The 17,166-nt window shown below is 74.7% G+C and carries 12 protein-coding genes and 1 pseudogene; 11 read left to right on the top strand and 2 right to left on the bottom strand.

The window, feature by feature from the left end:
* Positions 1-178: 178 nt before the first annotated feature.
* Positions 179-1,897 carry a proline--tRNA ligase gene (locus Q3Y56_RS26010; protein WP_304464238.1) on the top strand — a complete coding sequence of 573 codons (1,719 nt, stop codon included), beginning with the start codon at positions 179-181 and terminating at the stop codon, positions 1,895-1,897.
* Between the two features lie 329 nt (positions 1,898-2,226).
* Here Q3Y56_RS26010 and Q3Y56_RS26015 read toward each other — a convergent pair whose 3' ends face one another.
* Both Q3Y56_RS26015 and Q3Y56_RS26020 read right to left on the bottom strand, forming a co-directional pair.
* Positions 2,227-3,171, bottom strand: a complete 945-nt coding sequence (locus Q3Y56_RS26015; protein WP_304464239.1) for an aminoglycoside phosphotransferase family protein — start codon at positions 3,169-3,171, stop codon at positions 2,227-2,229.
* Positions 3,172-3,269: 98 nt separating this feature from the next.
* Complete coding sequence (locus Q3Y56_RS26020; protein ID WP_304464240.1) at positions 3,270-3,800, bottom strand: ferritin-like domain-containing protein; 531 nt, start codon at positions 3,798-3,800, stop codon at positions 3,270-3,272.
* 866 nt (positions 3,801-4,666) lie between these two features.
* Here Q3Y56_RS26020 and rimP point away from each other — a divergent pair.
* The 10 genes and pseudogenes from rimP (at position 4,667) to Q3Y56_RS33595 (ending at position 17,138) form a co-directional block, all read left to right on the top strand.
* On the top strand, positions 4,667-5,212 hold the full coding sequence (gene rimP, locus Q3Y56_RS26030; protein WP_304464241.1) for a ribosome maturation factor RimP: 546 nt from the start codon (positions 4,667-4,669) through the stop codon (positions 5,210-5,212).
* 2 nt (positions 5,213-5,214) lie between these two features.
* Positions 5,215-6,207, top strand: coding sequence for a transcription termination factor NusA (gene nusA / locus Q3Y56_RS26035; RefSeq protein WP_304464242.1), 993 nt, complete (start codon positions 5,215-5,217; stop codon positions 6,205-6,207).
* Positions 6,208-6,325: 118 nt separating this feature from the next.
* Entirely contained in the window at positions 6,326-6,604 is a 279-nt protein-coding gene (locus Q3Y56_RS26040) for a YlxR family protein (RefSeq protein ID WP_304464243.1), read from the top strand.
* A 146-nt stretch (positions 6,605-6,750) separates the two neighbouring features.
* The gene (gene infB / locus Q3Y56_RS26045) at positions 6,751-9,891 is read left to right on the top strand and encodes a translation initiation factor IF-2 (protein ID WP_304464244.1); all 3,141 of its coding nucleotides are present in this window, start codon (positions 6,751-6,753) and stop codon (positions 9,889-9,891) included.
* Between the two features lie 142 nt (positions 9,892-10,033).
* Positions 10,034-10,330, top strand: coding sequence for a DUF503 domain-containing protein (locus Q3Y56_RS26050; RefSeq protein ID WP_304464245.1), 297 nt, complete (start codon positions 10,034-10,036; stop codon positions 10,328-10,330).
* A 117-nt stretch (positions 10,331-10,447) separates the two neighbouring features.
* The gene (rbfA, locus tag Q3Y56_RS26055) at positions 10,448-10,891 is read left to right on the top strand and encodes a 30S ribosome-binding factor RbfA (protein WP_304464246.1); all 444 of its coding nucleotides are present in this window, start codon (positions 10,448-10,450) and stop codon (positions 10,889-10,891) included.
* Positions 10,888-11,799 carry a tRNA pseudouridine(55) synthase TruB gene (gene truB, locus Q3Y56_RS26060; protein WP_304464247.1) on the top strand — a complete coding sequence of 304 codons (912 nt, stop codon included), beginning with the start codon at positions 10,888-10,890 and terminating at the stop codon, positions 11,797-11,799. The genes rbfA and truB overlap by 4 nt, the downstream gene beginning before the upstream one ends.
* Positions 11,800-12,089: 290 nt before the next feature.
* Positions 12,090-13,115 carry a trypsin-like peptidase domain-containing protein gene (locus Q3Y56_RS26065; RefSeq protein WP_369696801.1) on the top strand — a complete coding sequence of 342 codons (1,026 nt, stop codon included), beginning with the start codon at positions 12,090-12,092 and terminating at the stop codon, positions 13,113-13,115.
* A 490-nt stretch (positions 13,116-13,605) separates the two neighbouring features.
* Positions 13,606-16,968 (top strand): annotated as a pseudogene (locus tag Q3Y56_RS26070) (hypothetical protein); the annotation flags it as partial.
* Positions 16,944-17,138 carry a hypothetical protein gene (locus Q3Y56_RS33595; protein ID WP_369696802.1) on the top strand — a complete coding sequence of 65 codons (195 nt, stop codon included), beginning with the start codon at positions 16,944-16,946 and terminating at the stop codon, positions 17,136-17,138. The pseudogene Q3Y56_RS26070 and the gene Q3Y56_RS33595, both read left to right, overlap by 25 nt.
* The last annotated feature ends 28 nt before the right edge of the window (positions 17,139-17,166 follow it).

Raw genomic sequence — 17,166 nt, forward strand, 5'->3', positions numbered from 1 at the left:
GGTTGTCCCCCGGGAGAATGCAGCCCGAGTGCGCCCCGCCCGTATGCGGTGATGGGCGCCCTCCTGCCGCTGCGCCGCCGCTGACCGGCGCGCCCCCACCCGGGGCAATGCGTTTCCCGGTTCCCCGCCAGGACGGCTAACCTCCTGCCATCCCCTCTTCGTACGCAGGAGAAGTCCCATGGCTCACGCCGTCCACGCCCAGCGCATGTCCACGATGATGCTGAAGACGCTGCGCGACGACCCGGCCGACGCCGAGACCGCGAGCCACAAGCTGCTGGTCCGCGCCGGCTACGTCCGCCGCTCCTCCGCCGGGGTGTGGACCTGGCTGCCGCTCGGCAAGAAGGTCCTGGACAACGTCTCCCGGGTGGTACGCGAGGAGATGGACGCCATCGGCGCCCAGGAGGTCCTGCTGCCCGCGCTGCTGCCGCGCGAGGCGTACGAGGCCAGCGGCCGCTGGGACGAGTACGGCGACCTGCTGTTCCGGCTCAAGGACCGCAAGGGCGCGGACTACCTCCTCGGCCCCACGCACGAGGAGATCTTCACCCAGACGGTCAAGGACCAGTGCACGTCCTACAAGGACCTGCCGGTGATCCTCTACCAGATCCAGACGAAGTACCGGGACGAGGCGCGGCCCCGCTCCGGCGTGCTGCGCGGCCGCGAGTTCCAGATGAAGGACTCGTACTCCTTCGACACCACCGACGAGGGGCTGGCCGAGTCCTACCGGCTGCACCGCGAGGCGTACCAGCGGATCTTCGCCCGCCTCGGCCTGGACTACCGCATCGTCTCGGCGGTCTCGGGCGCGATGGGCGGGTCGGCGTCGGAGGAGTTCCTGGCCCCGGCCGCCGCGGGCGAGGACACCTTCGTGGACTGCCCGAACTGCCACTACGCGGCCAACACCGAGGCCGTCACGGTCACCGTGCCGCCGGTCGAGGGCGCCGCGCACGGCCCCGTCGAGGAGCTGGACACCCCCGACACCCCGACCATCGCGACCCTGGCCGAGCACCTGGGCGTCCCGGCCTCCGCCACCCTGAAGAACCTGCTGGTCAAGGTCGACGGCGAGATCACGGCCGTGGGCGTGCCCGGCGACCGCGAGGTCGACATGGGCAAGCTGGCCGAGCATCTGGCGCCCGCGATCGTGGAGTTGGTGACGGCGGAGGACTTCGCCGACCGGCCCGACCTCGTCCGCGGCTACGTCGGCCCGCAGGGCCTGGCGGGCACCGCCTTCCGCTACATCGCCGACCCCCGGGTGGCCCCCGGCACCGCCTGGGTGACCGGCGCCAACAAGCCCGACACGCACGCGAGGAACGTCGTCTGCGGCCGGGACTTCGAGGTCGACCAGTACCTGGACGTCGTCGTGGTCGAGCCGGGCGACCCGTGCCCCGAGTGCGGCGCGGGCATCGAACTGGACCGGGCCATCGAGATCGGCCACATCTTCCAGCTCGGCCGCAAGTACGCCGACACCTTCCAGCTGGACGTGCTCGGTCAGGAGGGCAAGCCGGTCCGGGTCACCATGGGCTCGTACGGCATCGGCGTCTCCCGCGCCGTCGCCGCGCTCGCCGAGCAGACCCATGACGAGTCCGGCCTGTGCTGGCCGCGCGAGATCGCCCCGGCCGACGTGCACGTCGTGGCGGCGGGCAAGGCGCTGCAGACCGAACTCGCCCTGGAGGTCGGCGAGAAGCTGGCCGCGGCGGGCGTCCGCACGCTGGTGGACGACCGGGCGGGCGTCTCGCCGGGCGTGAAGTTCACCGACGCCGAACTGATCGGCGTGCCCACGATCCTGGTGGTGGGACGCGGTGCGAAGGACGGCCGCGTCGAGCTGAAGGACCGCCGGACGGGCGAACGCGAGGAACTGACCGTGGACGAGGCGGTGGACCGCCTCGTGGTGTCGGTGGCGTAAACGCCTCCCGGCGGTGCGCCTCCGGCGAGGAGCCTCGGCGTACGCAGGCGTCTACCGGCCGGTGGCCGGGCGGAGCCGTGTGGTCAGGGGGCCAGGCCCCACCGGCGGTCAGCCGCCGATCCGGCGGGAGGGGGCGCGTCGGGGTGCCCCCGCAGCGCGGCGAACATCCTGCCGGCGACCTCGCGGTTGGCCAGTAGGTTCGCCGACCGAGGTGGGGGCACCCCCAGCGGCCGCGCTGGGGGAGGCCCCGCCCCCGCCATGAGGCGCCCGCGCAGAGGGCAACCACGGCGCCGGGCTCGCGCGCCCCACGGCCCCCCAGCCGGGAGGCGTCAGAGCCAGCCCGCGAACTCCAGCAGCAGTTCGCCGCGCCTGCGGTTCCCGGCCGCCACCTGCCGCAGACCCGAGTCCACGGCCCGGAACAGCGCCCAGCCGCGCAGCCGGTCGCGGTCCACGTCCAGGGAGTCCGCCAGCTTGGCGACCCGGCGGCGGGTCACGCCGCTCGGCCCGGGGCCCGCCGCCACGTCCTCGAACCGGTCGAGCACCAGCCGCGCCAGGTCGTACGCGCGCTCGCCGACCACCGGCGCCGGGCCGACCGCGAGCCACGGCGCGCGGTCCCCGGCCAGCACCTTCGCCTGCCGGAAGTCGCCGTGCAGCAGCACCTGCTCGGGCTCGCTCGCCGCCAGCTCCGTACGCAGCGCCAGAGCCTCGTCCAGCAGCGGGCGCGCCTCCGCCGCCAGGCCGCCCGCGCCCAGCGCCCGCAGCGTCGCGGCACTGCCGTCCGTCAGCTCCGCGACCGTGGGGAACGCGTGCCCGGACGGCGGTTCCACCCACAGCTTGCGGACCGTGCCCGCCGCCTCCAGCAGCGCCTTGGCCTCCGGCAGGGACCGCAGCGACACCGCGCTGTGCAGCCGTTCCAGCAGCAGCGCTCCGGTCCCCGGGTCGGCGCGCAGCAGCTGCACCGCGCCCCAGCCGTCCCAGGCGCCGAGCGCCTCCCGCTCGTGACCGGCCGCGGGGCCCGGCACGGGGAACTTCAGCGCCGCCGGGGTGCCGTCCGCCTGCCGTACGAGGACGACGAGGCTGCCGAGGCCGCCCGGCGTCTGGACCCGTTCCGGCGTCAACTCCCAGTCGGCGAGCTGCTGCCGGGCGGTCGCGGCCAGGTTCGCGAGCCAGGCCATGGCCGGGCTGTCGGGGTCCTTGCTCAGCGCTTGCAGCAGCCGCTGCGGCGGATCGATACGGACGGTGTCCCCGCCGCCGGGCTGCGGTCCTGCTGCCATTCCTGAGCCGTCCCCTTACCTCTCGTCATGTCACGTTCCGTCGTGTTCCCGTCGGGCGTCGTCCGGCCCGAGCGGGGGCCGGGGCGCGGCGTCACGCGTCACAGCGCGCCCGCGGCACCGCTGGGGGACGCGGACGGGTCGGCCGGCGCGGTGCGTTCGGCGAGCCCAGGGAAGGCTACGCCGCCGCCGCGCCAGCGCACCGCCCGGACCGCCGCTTCGCGCAGGGCGGCGGCCGCCTCGCGCCGCAGGGTCCCGTCGGCGGACCGGACGAGGTCGGCGTAGACGGCGGCCACCCGGTGCTCCAGCTCGGCGGCCAGCCGCACGGCGGCCAGCCGCACGGCGGCGGCCGCGTCCGGCACCGGGAACGGCAGCGCGTACGCGGCTGCCGCGGCGACCGGGGTGCCGCCCAGGTCCCGCACGGTCCGCTGGAGCGCGTCGCGGCGGGCGCGGTGCGCGGCGTAGGTGTCGCGTGCCTGCCGCAGCCGGTCGTCCCCGATCCGGCCGCCGACGACACCGTAGCCGTAGACCGCCGCGTGTTCGGCCGCCAGCGCGGCCTGAGCGGCTTTCAGTACCTCCGCCTCCGACGCGTCCCGCCTCCGTCGGCTCCCTTGTCCCGTGACCGCGCTCATGAGCCGTCCTCCGTGAGCAGATACGCGTGGGCCGCCCCGCAGGCCGCGACCGACGCCAGCAGGCGGGCGAGGTCCCGGGGGCGGAGGCCAGGGCGGCGGTGCGCGCGTCGGCGGTGAGCCGCTCGGCCTGCGCCAGGACGGCGAGGGCCTGCTCCGGCGTCCCGGGCACGCCCGGTGTCTCGATCGCGCCAGGCGCCGCGGACGCGTCGGGCCGGGGTGCCGGTGTGTCACCGCCCGGGGAGGCGACGGGGTTTGGCGAGGCGGCGCGACCCCGAGGCGGGGCGGGGAGTGGGACGGCGCGCCGCCGCCGGAGCCCGCGAACGCCTGCGCGTGCCGCGCGGTCTCCGCACGCAGCGGCCGCAACCGCTCGGCCAGCGCCGGATGGGCCGCCGAGGTCGCGTCGTACCGGGCCAGCAGCACCAGGCTGTCCCGCTCGGCGCGCGCCCGCAGCCGGTCGGCGGCCGCGGACCGGCCGGCCCGGTCGGACTCCGTTCCCGCGGCGCCTGAGCATCCGGCCAGCAGGAAGGCGGCACCGGCCGCCCCACCGGCCAGCAGCAGGTCTCGTCTGTGCGGGCGGTCGGTGTCCCGCTGATGGGTGGTGGGCGGCACGGTCCTCTTTCCTGACGTCCTGGTGGGCGTCCCGCGTACGGCGCCGGGGTCGCCGGGCGTCGAACGGGAGCGCCCGGGGCGGAACGATCACCGCAGGCGAGCGTACCCATGACGGCCGCGCCCGCCGTGGCGCCCCCGCCGCAACCGCCCGCGAGCCGACGCGAGCAGCCGAATCGTCAGCCGCCCACCGGAGCGGATAGGCTTTGACCGACACGCGACCTTCCCACAACAGCACACGCGGCCGAGGAGTCACCCGGATGAGCACCACCCAGAGCGAAAGGCTGCGCGGACTGCTGGAACCGCTGGTCAGCGCGCGAGACCTGGATCTGGAAGAGGTCGAGCTGACCCCCGCCGGGAAGCGGCGCGTGCTGCGGATCGTGGTGGACTCCGACGACGGCGTGCAGCTGGATGCGTGTGCGGAGCTGAGCCGGGCGGTCTCCGAGGCGCTCGACGCCTCGGACGCCATGGGAGCCACCCCGTATGTGCTGGAGGTCACCTCGCCCGGCGCGGACCGCCCCCTGACCGAGCAGCGGCACTACCGCCGCGCCATCGGCAGGCTCATCAAGGCCCAGCTCGCCGAGGGCGGCGAGCTGGTGGCCCGGGTGGTCGCCGTGGACGACGAGGGCGTGGACCTGGAGGTGCCGGGCGTGAAGGGCCGCAAGCCCACCGCCCGCCGACTGGCCTTCACCGAGATCTCCAAGGCGCGGGTGGAGATCGAGTTCAGCCGCAAGGCCGCCGAGAAGGACGAGGCCGCCGAGCAGGGCGGCGAGAGCATGAACGACGAGAGCAAGGAGGAGGCGTAGCCGTGGACATCGACATGAGTGCCCTGCGGGGTCTGGTGCGGGAGAAGGAGATCTCGTTCGACCTGCTGGTCGAGGCGATCGAGTCGGCCCTCCTCATCGCCTACCACCGCACCGAGGGAAGCCGCCGGCGGGCCCGGGTGGAGCTGGACCGCAACACCGGCCATGTCACGGTGTGGGCGAAGGAGAACCCGGAGGACCTCGCGGACCTGCCGGAGGGCGAGGAGCCGCGGGAGTTCGACGACACCCCGTCCGGTTTCGGCCGGATCGCGGCGATGACCGCGAAGCAGGTCATTCTGCAGCGGCTGCGCGACGCCGAGGAGGAGATCACCTTCGGCGAGTACGCGGGACGTGAGGGCGATGTCGTCTCGGGCATCGTCCAGCAGGGCAAGGACCCCAAGAACGTCCTCGTCGACATCGGCAAGCTGGAGGCGATCCTGCCGGTGCAGGAGCAGGTGCCGGGCGAGGACTACAGCCACGGCACGCGTCTGCGGTGTTACGTCGTTCGGGTGGTCAAGGGCGTGCGCGGCCCGTCGGTGACCCTGTCGCGGACCCACCCCAATCTGGTGAAGAAGCTCTTCGCGATGGAGGTCCCGGAGATCGCGGACGGCTCGGTGGAGATCGCCGCGATCGCCCGCGAGGCCGGTCACCGCACCAAGATCGCCGTGCGGTCCACCCGTTCGGGTCTGAACGCCAAGGGTGCCTGCATCGGCCCGATGGGCGGCCGGGTGCGTGCCGTCATGGCCGAGCTGCACGGCGAGAAGATCGACATCGTGGACTGGTCGGACGACCCGGCCGACCTGGTGGCGCACGCGCTGTCCCCGGCCCGGGTGAGCAAGGTCGAGATCGTGGACCTGGCCGCCCGCTCCGCCCGGGTGACCGTGCCCGACTACCAGCTGTCGCTCGCCATCGGCAAGGAAGGGCAGAACGCCCGGCTCGCCGCCCGGCTCACCGGGTGGCGGATCGACATCCGCCCGGACACCGAGCAGCCCGCGTAACCAGCCCGGCGCCGGTCACCGGGCACGGTGACCGGCGACCGGCGGACGGTAACCGAAGAACAACCGTGCGTCGAATAACCCGTAGGGGTGAGCTTGGCGCGGGGAGGTAGACTTATCAGTGTCTGGCCGGACGTACGTCCCTGCATGCCCGGAGCGCACCTGCATCGGGTGCCGGGAGCGGGCGGCCAAACAAGATCTGCTGCGTATGGCGGTGGTCGGGGACGACGTGGTCCCCGATGATCGCGGTACGCTGCCCGGTCGGGGTGCGTATGTGCATCCTGACCCCGCCTGTATCGACCTGGCGGTACGCCGCCGGGCGTTCTCCCGGGCCTTCCGGGGCAGGGGAACGCCCGATGCCGCGGCCTTGCGCCGGTACGTCGAGCAGGCAGCACCGTAAGAAGAGAACGGCACGGGACACCGTGCGGTCAGGTACCTCGCGAGTCGGAAGTAGGTCGAGATTGCGATGAGCACTCGATGAGTACGCGATGAGTACGCCCATGAAGTAGCGACGGTCCGGCGGAACCCGGACCTAAAAGGAGCGAAGTGGCTAAGGTCCGGGTATACGAACTCGCCAAGGAGTTCGGAGTAGAGAGCAAGGTCGTCATGGCCAAGCTCCAAGAACTCGGTGAATTTGTACGTTCGGCGTCCTCGACGATCGAGGCGCCGGTTGTTCGCAAGTTGACTGACGCTTTCCAGCAGGGCAGTGGTTCCGGCCGCGCCGCTGGCAAGCCCGCGGCGCCGCGCAAGGCGTCGCCCGCAAAGCCTTCCGCCGCGCCGTCCCCGGCGCAGGCTGGGGGCACCTCCCCTGCCGCCAAGGCAGTGGGGGACCGTCCCGCCGCCCCCAAGCCTCCGGCGCCCGGCCCCAAGCCGGCCGCTGCCGAGGCCCCTCAGGGCGGCACTCCCGCCGCGGCGCCCGCCCCGGGCCCGCGTCCGACGCCCGGCCCCAAGGCGCCGATGCCCGGCCCGAAGCCGGCTCCGGCCGCCCCGGCGCCGGCTCAGCCCGAGTTCACCGCCCCGCCGGCGGCGCCCTCGGCTCCCAAGCCCGCCGCGGCCCGGCCCAGTGCCGGCCCCGCCAAGCCCGGCGCCCCCGGCCCGCGCCCCGGCGCCCGTCCCGGTGGTGCCCCCGGCGGCCGTGACCAGGGTGGTCCCGGCGGCCGTGAGCGCGCTCCGCGTCCCGGCGGCCAGGGTGCCCCGCGCCCCGGTGCCCGCCCGGCCGGTCCGCGTCCCGGTAACAACCCCTTCACCTCCGGCGGCTCCACCGGCATGGCGCGCCCGCAGGCGCCCCGTCCCGGCGGCGCGCCGCGCCCCGGCGGCCAGGGTGGCCCCGGTGCCCCGCGTCCGCAGGGCGCCCAGGGCGGTCCCCGACCGCAGGGTCCCGGCGGCGCCCGTCCGACCCCGGGCGGTATGCCCCGTCCGCAGGGTGGTCCCGGCGGTCCCCGTCCCGGTGGCGGCCCCGGCGGCCCGCGTCCGAACCCGGGCATGATGCCGCAGCGTCCGGCTGCCGGCCCGCGCCCCGGTCCCGGTGGCGGCGGCCGCGGTCCCGGCGGTGCCGGTCGTCCCGGCGGCGGCGGTCGTCCGGGCGGCGGCGGCTTCGCCGGCCGTCCGGCAGGTCCCGGCGGCGGCGGTCGTCCCGGTGGCGGCGGCGGCTTCGCCGGTCGTCCCGGTGGCGGCGGCCCCGGTGGCGGCGGCGGTGGCGGCGGCTTCGGCGGTCGTCCCGGCTTCGGCGGACGTCCGGGTGGTCCCGGTGGCCGTGGTGGTACGCAGGGCGCGTTCGGCCGTCCCGGCGGTCCGGCGCGTCGTGGCCGCAAGTCGAAGCGGCAGCGGCGCCAGGAGTACGAGGCCATGCAGGCCCCGTCCATCGGCGGCGTGATGCTGCCGCGCGGCAAGGGCGAGACCGTCCGGCTGTCGCGTGGTGCGTCCCTCACCGACTTCGCGGAGAAGATCAACGCCAACCCGGCGTCGCTGGTCCAGGTGATGTTCAACCTGGGCGAGATGGTCACCGCGACCCAGTCCGTCTCCGACGAGACGCTGCAGCTGCTCGCCGACGAGATGAACTACAACGTCGAGATCGTCAGCCCGGAGGAGGAGGACCGCGAGCTTCTCGAGTCCTTCGACATCGAGTTCGGCGAGAACGAGGGCGGCGAGGAGATGCTCGTCGCGCGTCCGCCGGTCGTGACCGTCATGGGTCACGTCGACCACGGTAAGACGCGACTGCTGGACGCGATCCGCAAGACGAACGTCATCGCGGGCGAGGCCGGCGGCATCACCCAGCACATCGGTGCCTACCAGGTCTCGACCGAGGTCAACGACGAAGAGCGCAAGATCACCTTCATCGACACCCCGGGTCACGAGGCGTTCACCGCCATGCGTGCCCGCGGTGCCAAGTCGACCGACATCGCGATCCTCGTGGTGGCGGCCAACGACGGTGTGATGCCCCAGACGATCGAGGCGCTGAACCACGCCAAGGCGGCCGACGTGCCGATCGTGGTCGCGGTCAACAAGATCGACGTCGAGGGCGCGGACCCGACCAAGGTGCGCGGTCAGCTGACCGAGTTCGGCCTGGTGGCCGAGGAGTACGGCGGCGACACCATGTTCGTCGACATCTCCGCCAAGCAGGGCCTGCACATCGACAGCCTGCTGGAGGCCGTGGTCCTCACCGCCGACGCCTCGCTCGACCTGCGGGCCAACGCCGAGCAGGACGCGCAGGGCATCGCGATCGAGGCCCACCTCGACCGCGGCCGCGGCGCCGTGGCCACCGTGCTCGTCCAGCGCGGCACCCTGCGGGTCGGCGACACCATGGTCGCCGGTGACGCGTACGGCCGTGTCCGGGCGATGCTCGACGACAACGGCAACCACCTCGAAGAGGCGGGTCCGTCGACCCCGGTCCTGGTGCTCGGTCTGACCAACGTGCCGGGCGCGGGCGACAACTTCCTCGTCGTCGACGAGGACCGCACCGCCCGCCAGATCGCCGAGAAGCGCGCCGCGCGCGAGCGCAATGCCGCGTTCGCCAAGCGCACCCGCCGGGTCTCCCTCGAAGACCTCGACAAGGTGCTCAAGGCCGGCGAGGTGCAGCAGCTCAACCTCATCATCAAGGGCGACGCGTCCGGTTCGGTCGAGGCCCTGGAGTCCTCGCTGCTCCAGCTCGACGTCGGCGACGAGGTCGACCTGCGCGTCCTGCACCGCGGTGTGGGTGCGGTCACCGAGACCGACATCGACCTGGCGACCGGCTCCGACGCCATCGTCATCGGCTTCAACGTGCGCGCCGAGGGGCGTGCCACGCAGATGGCCGAGCGCGAGGGCGTGGACGTCCGCTACTACTCGGTCATCTACCAGGTGATCGAGGAGATCGAGGCGGCCCTGAAGGGCATGCTCAAGCCGGAGTACGAAGAGGTCGAGCTCGGTACGGCGGAGATCCGCGAGGTCTTCCGCTCGTCCAAGCTGGGCAACATCGCGGGTGTCATCATCCGCTCCGGCGAGGTCAAGCGGAACACCAAGGCGCGCCTCATCCGCGACGGCAAGGTCATCGCGGAGAACCTCAACATCGAGGGCCTGCGTCGCTTCAAGGACGACGTCACCGAGATCCGCGAAGGCTTCGAGGGCGGTATCAACCTCGGAAACTTCAACGACATCAAGGTCGACGACGTCATCGCCACCTACGAGATGCGGGAGAAGCCTCGCGGCTGATCCGTGCAGCGTCGGTCGGGGCCGGTCGGCGGGGGAAATCCCGTCGATCGGCCCCGGCCGTTGCGTGTACGGTTTCTGATGTTGCCGCCAAGCAGTGGCGGGGACACGACGAGGCCCCACGGGTGGCTTTACCCGTCCACACATGTATGTAGGGACGCTGTCCTTCGACATCCTCCTCGGCGACGTACGGTCGCTGAAGGAGAAGCGCTCCGTCGTCCGCCCCATCGTCGCCGAGCTCCAGCGCAAGTACGCGGTGAGCGTGGCGGAGGTCGGCGACCAGGACCTCTACCGCAGGACCAGGATCGGTCTGGCGGTGGTGTCCGGGGACACGGAGCACATCAGAGACGTACTGGACCGCTGCGAGCGCTTCGTCGCCGCACGGCCGGAGGTGGAGCTGCTGTCGGTGCGACGGCGGTTCCACGGCGATCATGACGACTGACCACGGTCGTCGGGGCGCCGACTGTGCTGACCTGGGGGCTGTGACATCAGCGGCGCCGCCGCGGGCCCCCGGACCCAGCCAGGAAAAGACAGTGGAAGACAAGAAGGAGACGGACCAGTGGCCGACAATGCGCGGGCGAAGAGGCTGGCGGACCTCATCCGGGAGGTGGTCGCCCAGAAGTTGCAGCGCGGCATCAAGGACCCGCGGCTCGGTTCGCACGTGACCATCACGGACACCCGGGTCACCGGCGACCTGCGGGAGGCGACCGTCTTCTACACGGTCTACGGCGACGACGAGGAGCGGGCCAGCGCGGCCGCCGGGCTGGAGAGCGCCAAGGGCATCCTGCGCTCCGAGGTCGGCCGGGCCGCCGGGGTGAAGTTCACCCCGACGCTCACCTTCGTGGCCGACGCCCTGCCGGAGAACGCCCGGACCATCGACGACCTGCTGACCAAGGCGCGGGCCTCGGACGCCAAGGTGCGTGAGGCGTCCTCGGGCGCCACGTACGCGGGCGAGGCCGACCCGTACCGCAAGCCGGGCGACGAGGACGAAGCCGCGGAATGAAGCGCAACGCAACGGGGCCGGACGGTCTTGTCATCGTCGACAAGCCGTCCGGCTTCACTTCCCACGATGTCGTCGCCAAGATGCGCGGCATCGCCCGGACCCGCCGGGTCGGGCACGCGGGCACGCTGGACCCGATGGCGACCGGCGTGCTCGTCCTCGGTGTGGAGAAGGCGACCCGGCTGCTCGGGCACCTGGCGCTCACCGAGAAGGAGTACCAGGCGACGATCCGGCTCGGTCAGACGACCGTGACGGACGACGCCGAGGGCGAGGTCACCGGGTCCGTGGACGCGGGGGCGGTGGAGCTGGGCGCCGTCCGGGACGGCATCGCCGCCCTGACCGGCGACATCCAGCAGGTGCCGTCGAAGGTCAGCGCCATCAAGATCGACGGGAAGCGGTCGTACAAGCGGGCGCGGGAGGGCGAGGACTTCGAGCTGCCCGCCCGCCCGGTGACCGTCTCGTCCTTCGTGCTGCACGACCACCGTGTGACGAAGGCGGCGGACGGCACCACCGTCCTCGACCTCGACGTGACGGTCGTGTGCTCTTCGGGGACGTACATCCGGGCGCTGGCGCGCGATCTCGGGAGCGCGCTCGGGGTCGGTGGCCACCTGACCGCGCTGCGGCGGACGCGGGTGGGCCCCTACAGCCTGGACGCGGCCCGTACGCTGCCGCAGTTGCAGGAGTCGTTGCGGGTGATGCCGATCGCCGAGGCCGCGGCGGCCGCGTTCCCGCGCTGGGACGTGGACGAGGAGCAGGCCCGCCTGCTGAGCAACGGCGTACGGATCCGCGTTCCGGCGGCCGTGTCCGAGAGCGCTGTGGGGCCGTTCGCGGCCTTCGCACCGGACGGCCGCTTCCTCGCCCTCGTCGAGGCGCAGGGCGGCAAGGCGAAGTGCCTGGCGGTGTTCGCGTAGCCGATCGCGAAACGTGGGGCGGGCGGCGTGGGAGCGGGTGCGCCGCCCGCCCCACGTCGCTGTCCGGCGGCGGTGCTTTTATCCCCGCATGGCCGGTGATTCACCCCATCGGCTAGGCGCTCGGAGCGAACCCCGGGGGTGCGAGGGGGCGTGTTCCCCGGGTGCCCTGTCCCGTTGATCGACTGCTGCTTACCGTCGAAGCACGGGCCACACGCACAAGGGTGCGAGTGGCCCTGAGAGTGCGAGTGCGAGCGGTGAGCGGTGAGCGGCGCGAGAGGCGGGTGCGGGGGATGGGGACGCGACCGGCCGGTACGGACGGGGCGCTGGTGTACGTCCGCGATCTGGCCGGGAGACCCCGCGGTACGGGGTTCCTCGCCGACGACCAGGGCACCTTGGTCACGAGCCATGAGGCCGTGGACGGGCTGGCCCGGCTCGTCCTCGTGGCGCCCACCGGGGTGACCCGCCTCGTCGAGGCCGACGCGGTCACCGCGCTGCCGGAGGCGGACCTCGCCTTCGTACGGACCGAGGGGCTGGGCGTGCCGCCACTCGCCGTCGCCGCGGCCGACACACTGGCGCCGGGGACCGCCGTGCGGCTTCGGGCCGGGGAGTGGCGGGACGCGAGCGTCGTCGGCGGCACCTCGGTGACGTACGCCGCCACCGACCGCTTCCATCGGATCGGCACGGCGTGGGAGCTGGCCCTCGCGGACGGGGAACGGCTCGGGCTGGGGGGAGACGCGGCGGGCGCCCCGGTCCTCGACGCGCGGACCGGCGCGGTCGTCGCCGTCCTGGCCACGGCCGTGCACGCGACGCAGTTCCACTTCGCGGCCCCGCCGAGTGGCCGGGCGGGCGGCTTCGCCATCCCCCTGCGGACCGCGGCCGCGGCGGACCCGGGCGGCCCCCTCGCGGCGCTCCTCGACCGCAACGCCGCGACCGTGCCCGCGTACGGGCCCGACCTGAACCTGGCGGGCGCGCTGCGGATCACGGCGATGTCCGCACCTGGGGGCGTCGATTCCGGGTCGGGGTGCGCTGAGGCGGGGGGCGGCCCCGTCGAACGGTCGGAGATCAGCGACGAATTCGCCCGCTTCACGGCGGGGGAGGGGCAGGGGCAGGGGCAGGGGGTTCGGCAGGGCCAGGGACGGCGGTCGCGGCCGGGGCGGGGACGGCGGTCGTGGCAGAGGTTGCGGCGGCCGAGCCTGGGCGGGGAGCGGGAGCCGGGGCCGGAGCCGTGTCCCGGTCCGGTGCCGCGTGCCTGGAAGAGGGCGGTGGCGAGCCCGTCGGCGGGAGCAGGGCTCCGGCGGCCGTACGGGCGACCGTAGGCGGTGTCCGGCCTCTGGAGACCGGGACCGGCACCGGCACCGGGGTGACGGCAGCGGTCGCGTTCCACGCCGGGGACCAGCCCCGGGGCGGCGCCGGAAGCGCCTTCCGAACCCGAGACGACGGGGGCCCGGGCGGGCCTGTTGCGTGGCCGTCGGAGCCCGCCCTTGGCGCGCGCCTTCCTTTAACGAGAGGCCCCGTCTCGGGGGCTTCGGGAGCCTCGGGGGCTGGGGCGGCGCCCCCCGCGTGGCGGGAGCCGGACGTCGGGGGCGGCCTGGAAGAGCCCCCGTTTCGGGAGAAGCCCCGGTACGGCGCGGCGGGGGAGGGCCAGGGGAGCGCCTCGGCCGCAGGCGCCGCGGCCCTCGCCCGGATCCCTCCCCCAGCGCGGCCGCTGGGGGGTGCCCCCGGGCGGCGCGCCGACACGGGCACCAGAGGCCCAGGCACGACCGGGGACGGGGCCGCAGGGGGACGCCGGGTGCGGGCGGGGAAGCCGTCGTGCTCGGCCTGGTCGGTGATCCGGGTTCGGGCCGTACGACGGAGCTGGCGGCCCTCGCCGCCCGCCGCGCGCGCGGCCCCGCCCCCGCGCCCACGGTGTGGCTGCGGGGCGCCGACCTGAGGGCGGACGACGCCGGCGTCCGCGACGCGGTCGAGCGCGCCCTGCGCTCGGCCGCCTGTACCGTCGCCGCGTCCGCCGCGTCGGCCGCATCCACTGCGTCTGCCCCGTCCGTCGCGTCAGCTGCGTCTGCCGTCTCCGCTGCATGCGCCGCGTCAGCTGCGTCTGCCGCCCCTGCGACCCCTGCCAGGTCAGCCGCGTCTGCTTTGGCTGCCGACGCATCCGCCGCGTCAACTACGCCCGCCGAGCCCGCCGCGTCTGCCGCCGCCCCCGCTGACGGCGCGGCTGCTGTCATCGTCGGCGACGCGTCGGAGACGCGCCTGGAAGCGGTCGCCGAACTGGCGCGCGCTGCGGGCCGCCCCCTGCTCGTCCTTCTCGACAGCCTCGAGGAGATGCCCCCGCCGCTCGCCGACCGGCTGGCCGAGTGGGCCGCGGACACCGCCTCGTGGCTGCGCGCGGCCGGCGCCCGGCTCGTCCTCGCCTGCCGGCCCGAACACTGGGAGCGGGCGGGCTCACTCTTCCCGGAGGGGACGCTCTACCGCCCGCGGCGTGCGGCCACCGCCATCCCGCGCGGCGCGCCGGCCCGCCCGCTGCCCGACTGCCTGCGCCTCGGCGTTCTCTCGCCCCGCCAGGCGGAACTCGTCCGGGTACGCTACGGCCTTCCCTCCGAGGCCGTCGCCGCTGCGGACGCCCGCCATCCGCTCGCCCTTCGTCTCGCCGCCGAGGTGTACGCCGCGTTCCCGGCGCCTGGCATGTCCCGCCCGGTGTCGGGAGCGGATCGCGCCGCACCGCCCGACCGGTGGGAGATCTTCGCCGCCTATCTCGACCTCGTATGCCTGCGCGTGGCGGAGCGCCTCGCCCCCGCCGGGCCCCAGCGGGGCGGCACGGCCGTGCGCCGACTGGCGGCGCAGGTGTCAGGTCGCGTACACGAGGCCGCGCGCCGCTGCCTGGAGCCCGGTCAGGGGGCGCTGGACCGTGCGTCCTTCGAGGAGCTCTTTCCGCCGCGTACGGGCTGGGCGCCGGCCGTCTTGGACGAAGGGCTGATGCTGCCCGCGGGCGACGGGTACCGCTTCGCGTACGAGGAGTTCGGGGACTGGCTCCAAGGCGTCCACGTCGATGTCGACGCGGCCCTGCACGCGCTGGTCCACCGTCGGCGTACCTCGTCGTACGAGCCGGGCGCGTCGTACGGGCGGGGCCCGTTGTACGCGCCGGGCGCGGCGCACGAGCCGGGCGCGGTGTACGGGCCCCCGCCCGGCAGCGGTGAGGTGGCACCGGCCCTCGGCGCGCGCCCGGAGCCGGTGCCCCGCCACCGGATCGGGCCGGTACTGCACGCTCTGCTCCTCCTCGACCGGCGCCGCGAACACGCCGAACTGGCCGACCGGCTCCGGCACTTGCTGGATGCCCTGGACTCCTTCGCCGACGCCTCCGCGGCCTCCTCCGCCACCCAGGGCGCCGATTCCGATGCTCCGTCTCCGGGTGCCGCCGACGGAGAGGCCGACGCGGAGTGGTGGGCGGCACGCTTGCTGAGCGAGGTGCTGCTGCTGGTGCCGGACGCCGGTCCTTACCTGGACGTGCTCAAGGCGCTCGCCGAGCGGATCGTGCTGCGTACGGTGCTCAGGGCCGGGTCCGGTCGGGACCCGGGGTACGACGGCCTCCGCGCCGCCGGATCCGGGGCCCCCGCCGATCCGTTCCGCGGCGCCGACCGGGCCGAGCGCCCGATGGTGGTGCGGCCACCGGCCTCGGTGCGGCCCGCGGCGTGGGCGGAGCGCCCGCGTACGGCCGATGGCGCGGCACCCCCGGCGGTCGCCGCCCCTACGACTGGTGCCGCCCATGAAGCCGGGTCCGACCGCGCAGCCGCTGGCGCCCGCGAACCCGGTCCCGATCGGGGAATCGGCGCCTTCGGGGAGTTCGGGCCCTGGTTCTGGTCGCGGCTGCCGCTGAGTGCCGCCGACCGCCTCGACCTGTTGCGCCGCCTCGTTCCCGCCGACGGTCCGGCCCCCGCCCCCGCCACCGCTCCCGCTCCCGCCACCGCTCCAGCCCCCGCCCCCGCCCGTCCTCCCGCTCCCCTCCGCGCGGCGCCCGACCGCTTCCTGACCGCCGCCGCATCGCTGCTGGCCGCCGAGCCCCGCGCCGTACAGCCGCTGCTGTGCCGTTGGTTCACCGACGAACGGCCGCTGGCCGTGTCCGTACCCCTGAGCCCGGGAGATCCGCGGCCCACCGTCGCGGCCGCCGCGCAGGCTCTGCTGTACACCCACCGCCGCCGGGCCGCCGACGATCTCGTGGAAGCGCTCGCCGACACCGCCCACCCCCGCGCGCACGAACTGCTCGTCACCCTCGCCGAGGAGGAGCCGTCCGCCGTCTGCCGGGCCGTCGAGCGGTGGGCGCGCGACGAGCGGACGGAGCGCCATGCGGCGGCAGCGTCGTACGGGCCACTCGTCGCGACCTGGGCGCGTACGGAGGCCGACCGGCTGCTGCTGCGCCAGGCCGCGCTCGCGCTCCTCGCCCGGCCGGGCGACCGCGCCCCGCGCGGGGCGGCGCTCGCGCTGCTGGTGCGCGACCCCGCGACCCGTTCCCGGTATCTGCCGCAGGCGGTGGCGCGCTTCTCCCACGGTGATCCGCATCTGCCGCCGCACGCCCTCGCGGTGGCCCTGGAGACCCACCCGGAACTGGTCTTCGCGGCCTTCCGGGAACGGCTGATCGAGCCGGACGGGCCCAGCAGGCCGAGCGAGTCGCGCCAGCCGGGCCAGCCGGGCCAGCCGGGCGAGGCGGGTGACGCGGGTGAGCCGGGCGAGGTGGTGCGCGACGTGCTCCGTACGCTCGCCGACTTCACCGCCCCGGCGCTCGCGGGCCGCGCCGCCGTACTGGTGCGGGAACTGGCCCGACGCCGGCCGGAGAGCGCGCCGTACGTGGCCGCGTTCGTCGACCGCCGGCTGGAACAGGGCCCCTGCGCGCGGGCGGTCCTCTTTCCGCTCGTCGTGGACCTGCTGCGGGGCGGCTCGCCGGAGATGCGGCAGGCGCTCGTGCCCGTGCTGGCCGCGCGGGGAGCCGCGCCTCGCGTCCGCTGCGGGAGGAGTTGCTGGACGAGCTGCTCCAGGTGCTGTTGCCGGAGGGCGACCGTCCCTCCGGCGGCTGCGGCAACGCCGCGCTGCTGGACGCGTTGCTGTGCGCGGTCGCCGAGGGCACGGCCTGGCGCGGCGAGGCGCGCTCCCGAAACCTCGTGCACCGTACCGGCACGCTGCTGATCCGTACGCCGGAGGGCGCGGCGCGCTTCGACCGGCGGGTGGTGCACCTCGCGCGCGAGGTGCCGGGCTTCGCGTGCCTGGTGCGCGGCTGGCTGGAGTCGGCGCCGGAGCGCTGGGCGGCGGTCGTGGGGCCGGGCGCGCGCCGGGAGTGCGAGGCGCTCGGCGAGTGATACGTGCCGGCTCGGCGAGTGATACGTG

Origin of the sequence: Streptomyces sp. XD-27, from assembly GCF_030553055.1 — a bacterium.
Taxonomy (GTDB): Bacteria; Actinomycetota; Actinomycetes; order Streptomycetales; family Streptomycetaceae; genus Streptomyces.

Bases quoted from the DNA above. Each gene is read 5' to 3' on its own strand.
- Q3Y56_RS26010 (WP_304464238.1), top strand. From the start codon at position 179: ATGGCTCACGCCGTCCACGCCCAGCGCATGTCCACGATGATGCTGAAG.
- Q3Y56_RS26015 (WP_304464239.1), bottom strand. From the start codon at position 3,171: ATGGCAGCAGGACCGCAGCCCGGCGGCGGGGACACCGTCCGTATCGAT.
- Q3Y56_RS26020 (WP_304464240.1), bottom strand. From the start codon at position 3,800: ATGAGCGCGGTCACGGGACAAGGGAGCCGACGGAGGCGGGACGCGTCG.
- rimP (WP_304464241.1), top strand. From the start codon at position 4,667: ATGAGCACCACCCAGAGCGAAAGGCTGCGCGGACTGCTGGAACCGCTG.
- Q3Y56_RS26050 (WP_304464245.1), top strand. From the start codon at position 10,034: ATGTATGTAGGGACGCTGTCCTTCGACATCCTCCTCGGCGACGTACGG.
- truB (WP_304464247.1), top strand. From the start codon at position 10,888: ATGAAGCGCAACGCAACGGGGCCGGACGGTCTTGTCATCGTCGACAAG.
- Q3Y56_RS26065 (WP_369696801.1), top strand. From the start codon at position 12,090: ATGGGGACGCGACCGGCCGGTACGGACGGGGCGCTGGTGTACGTCCGC.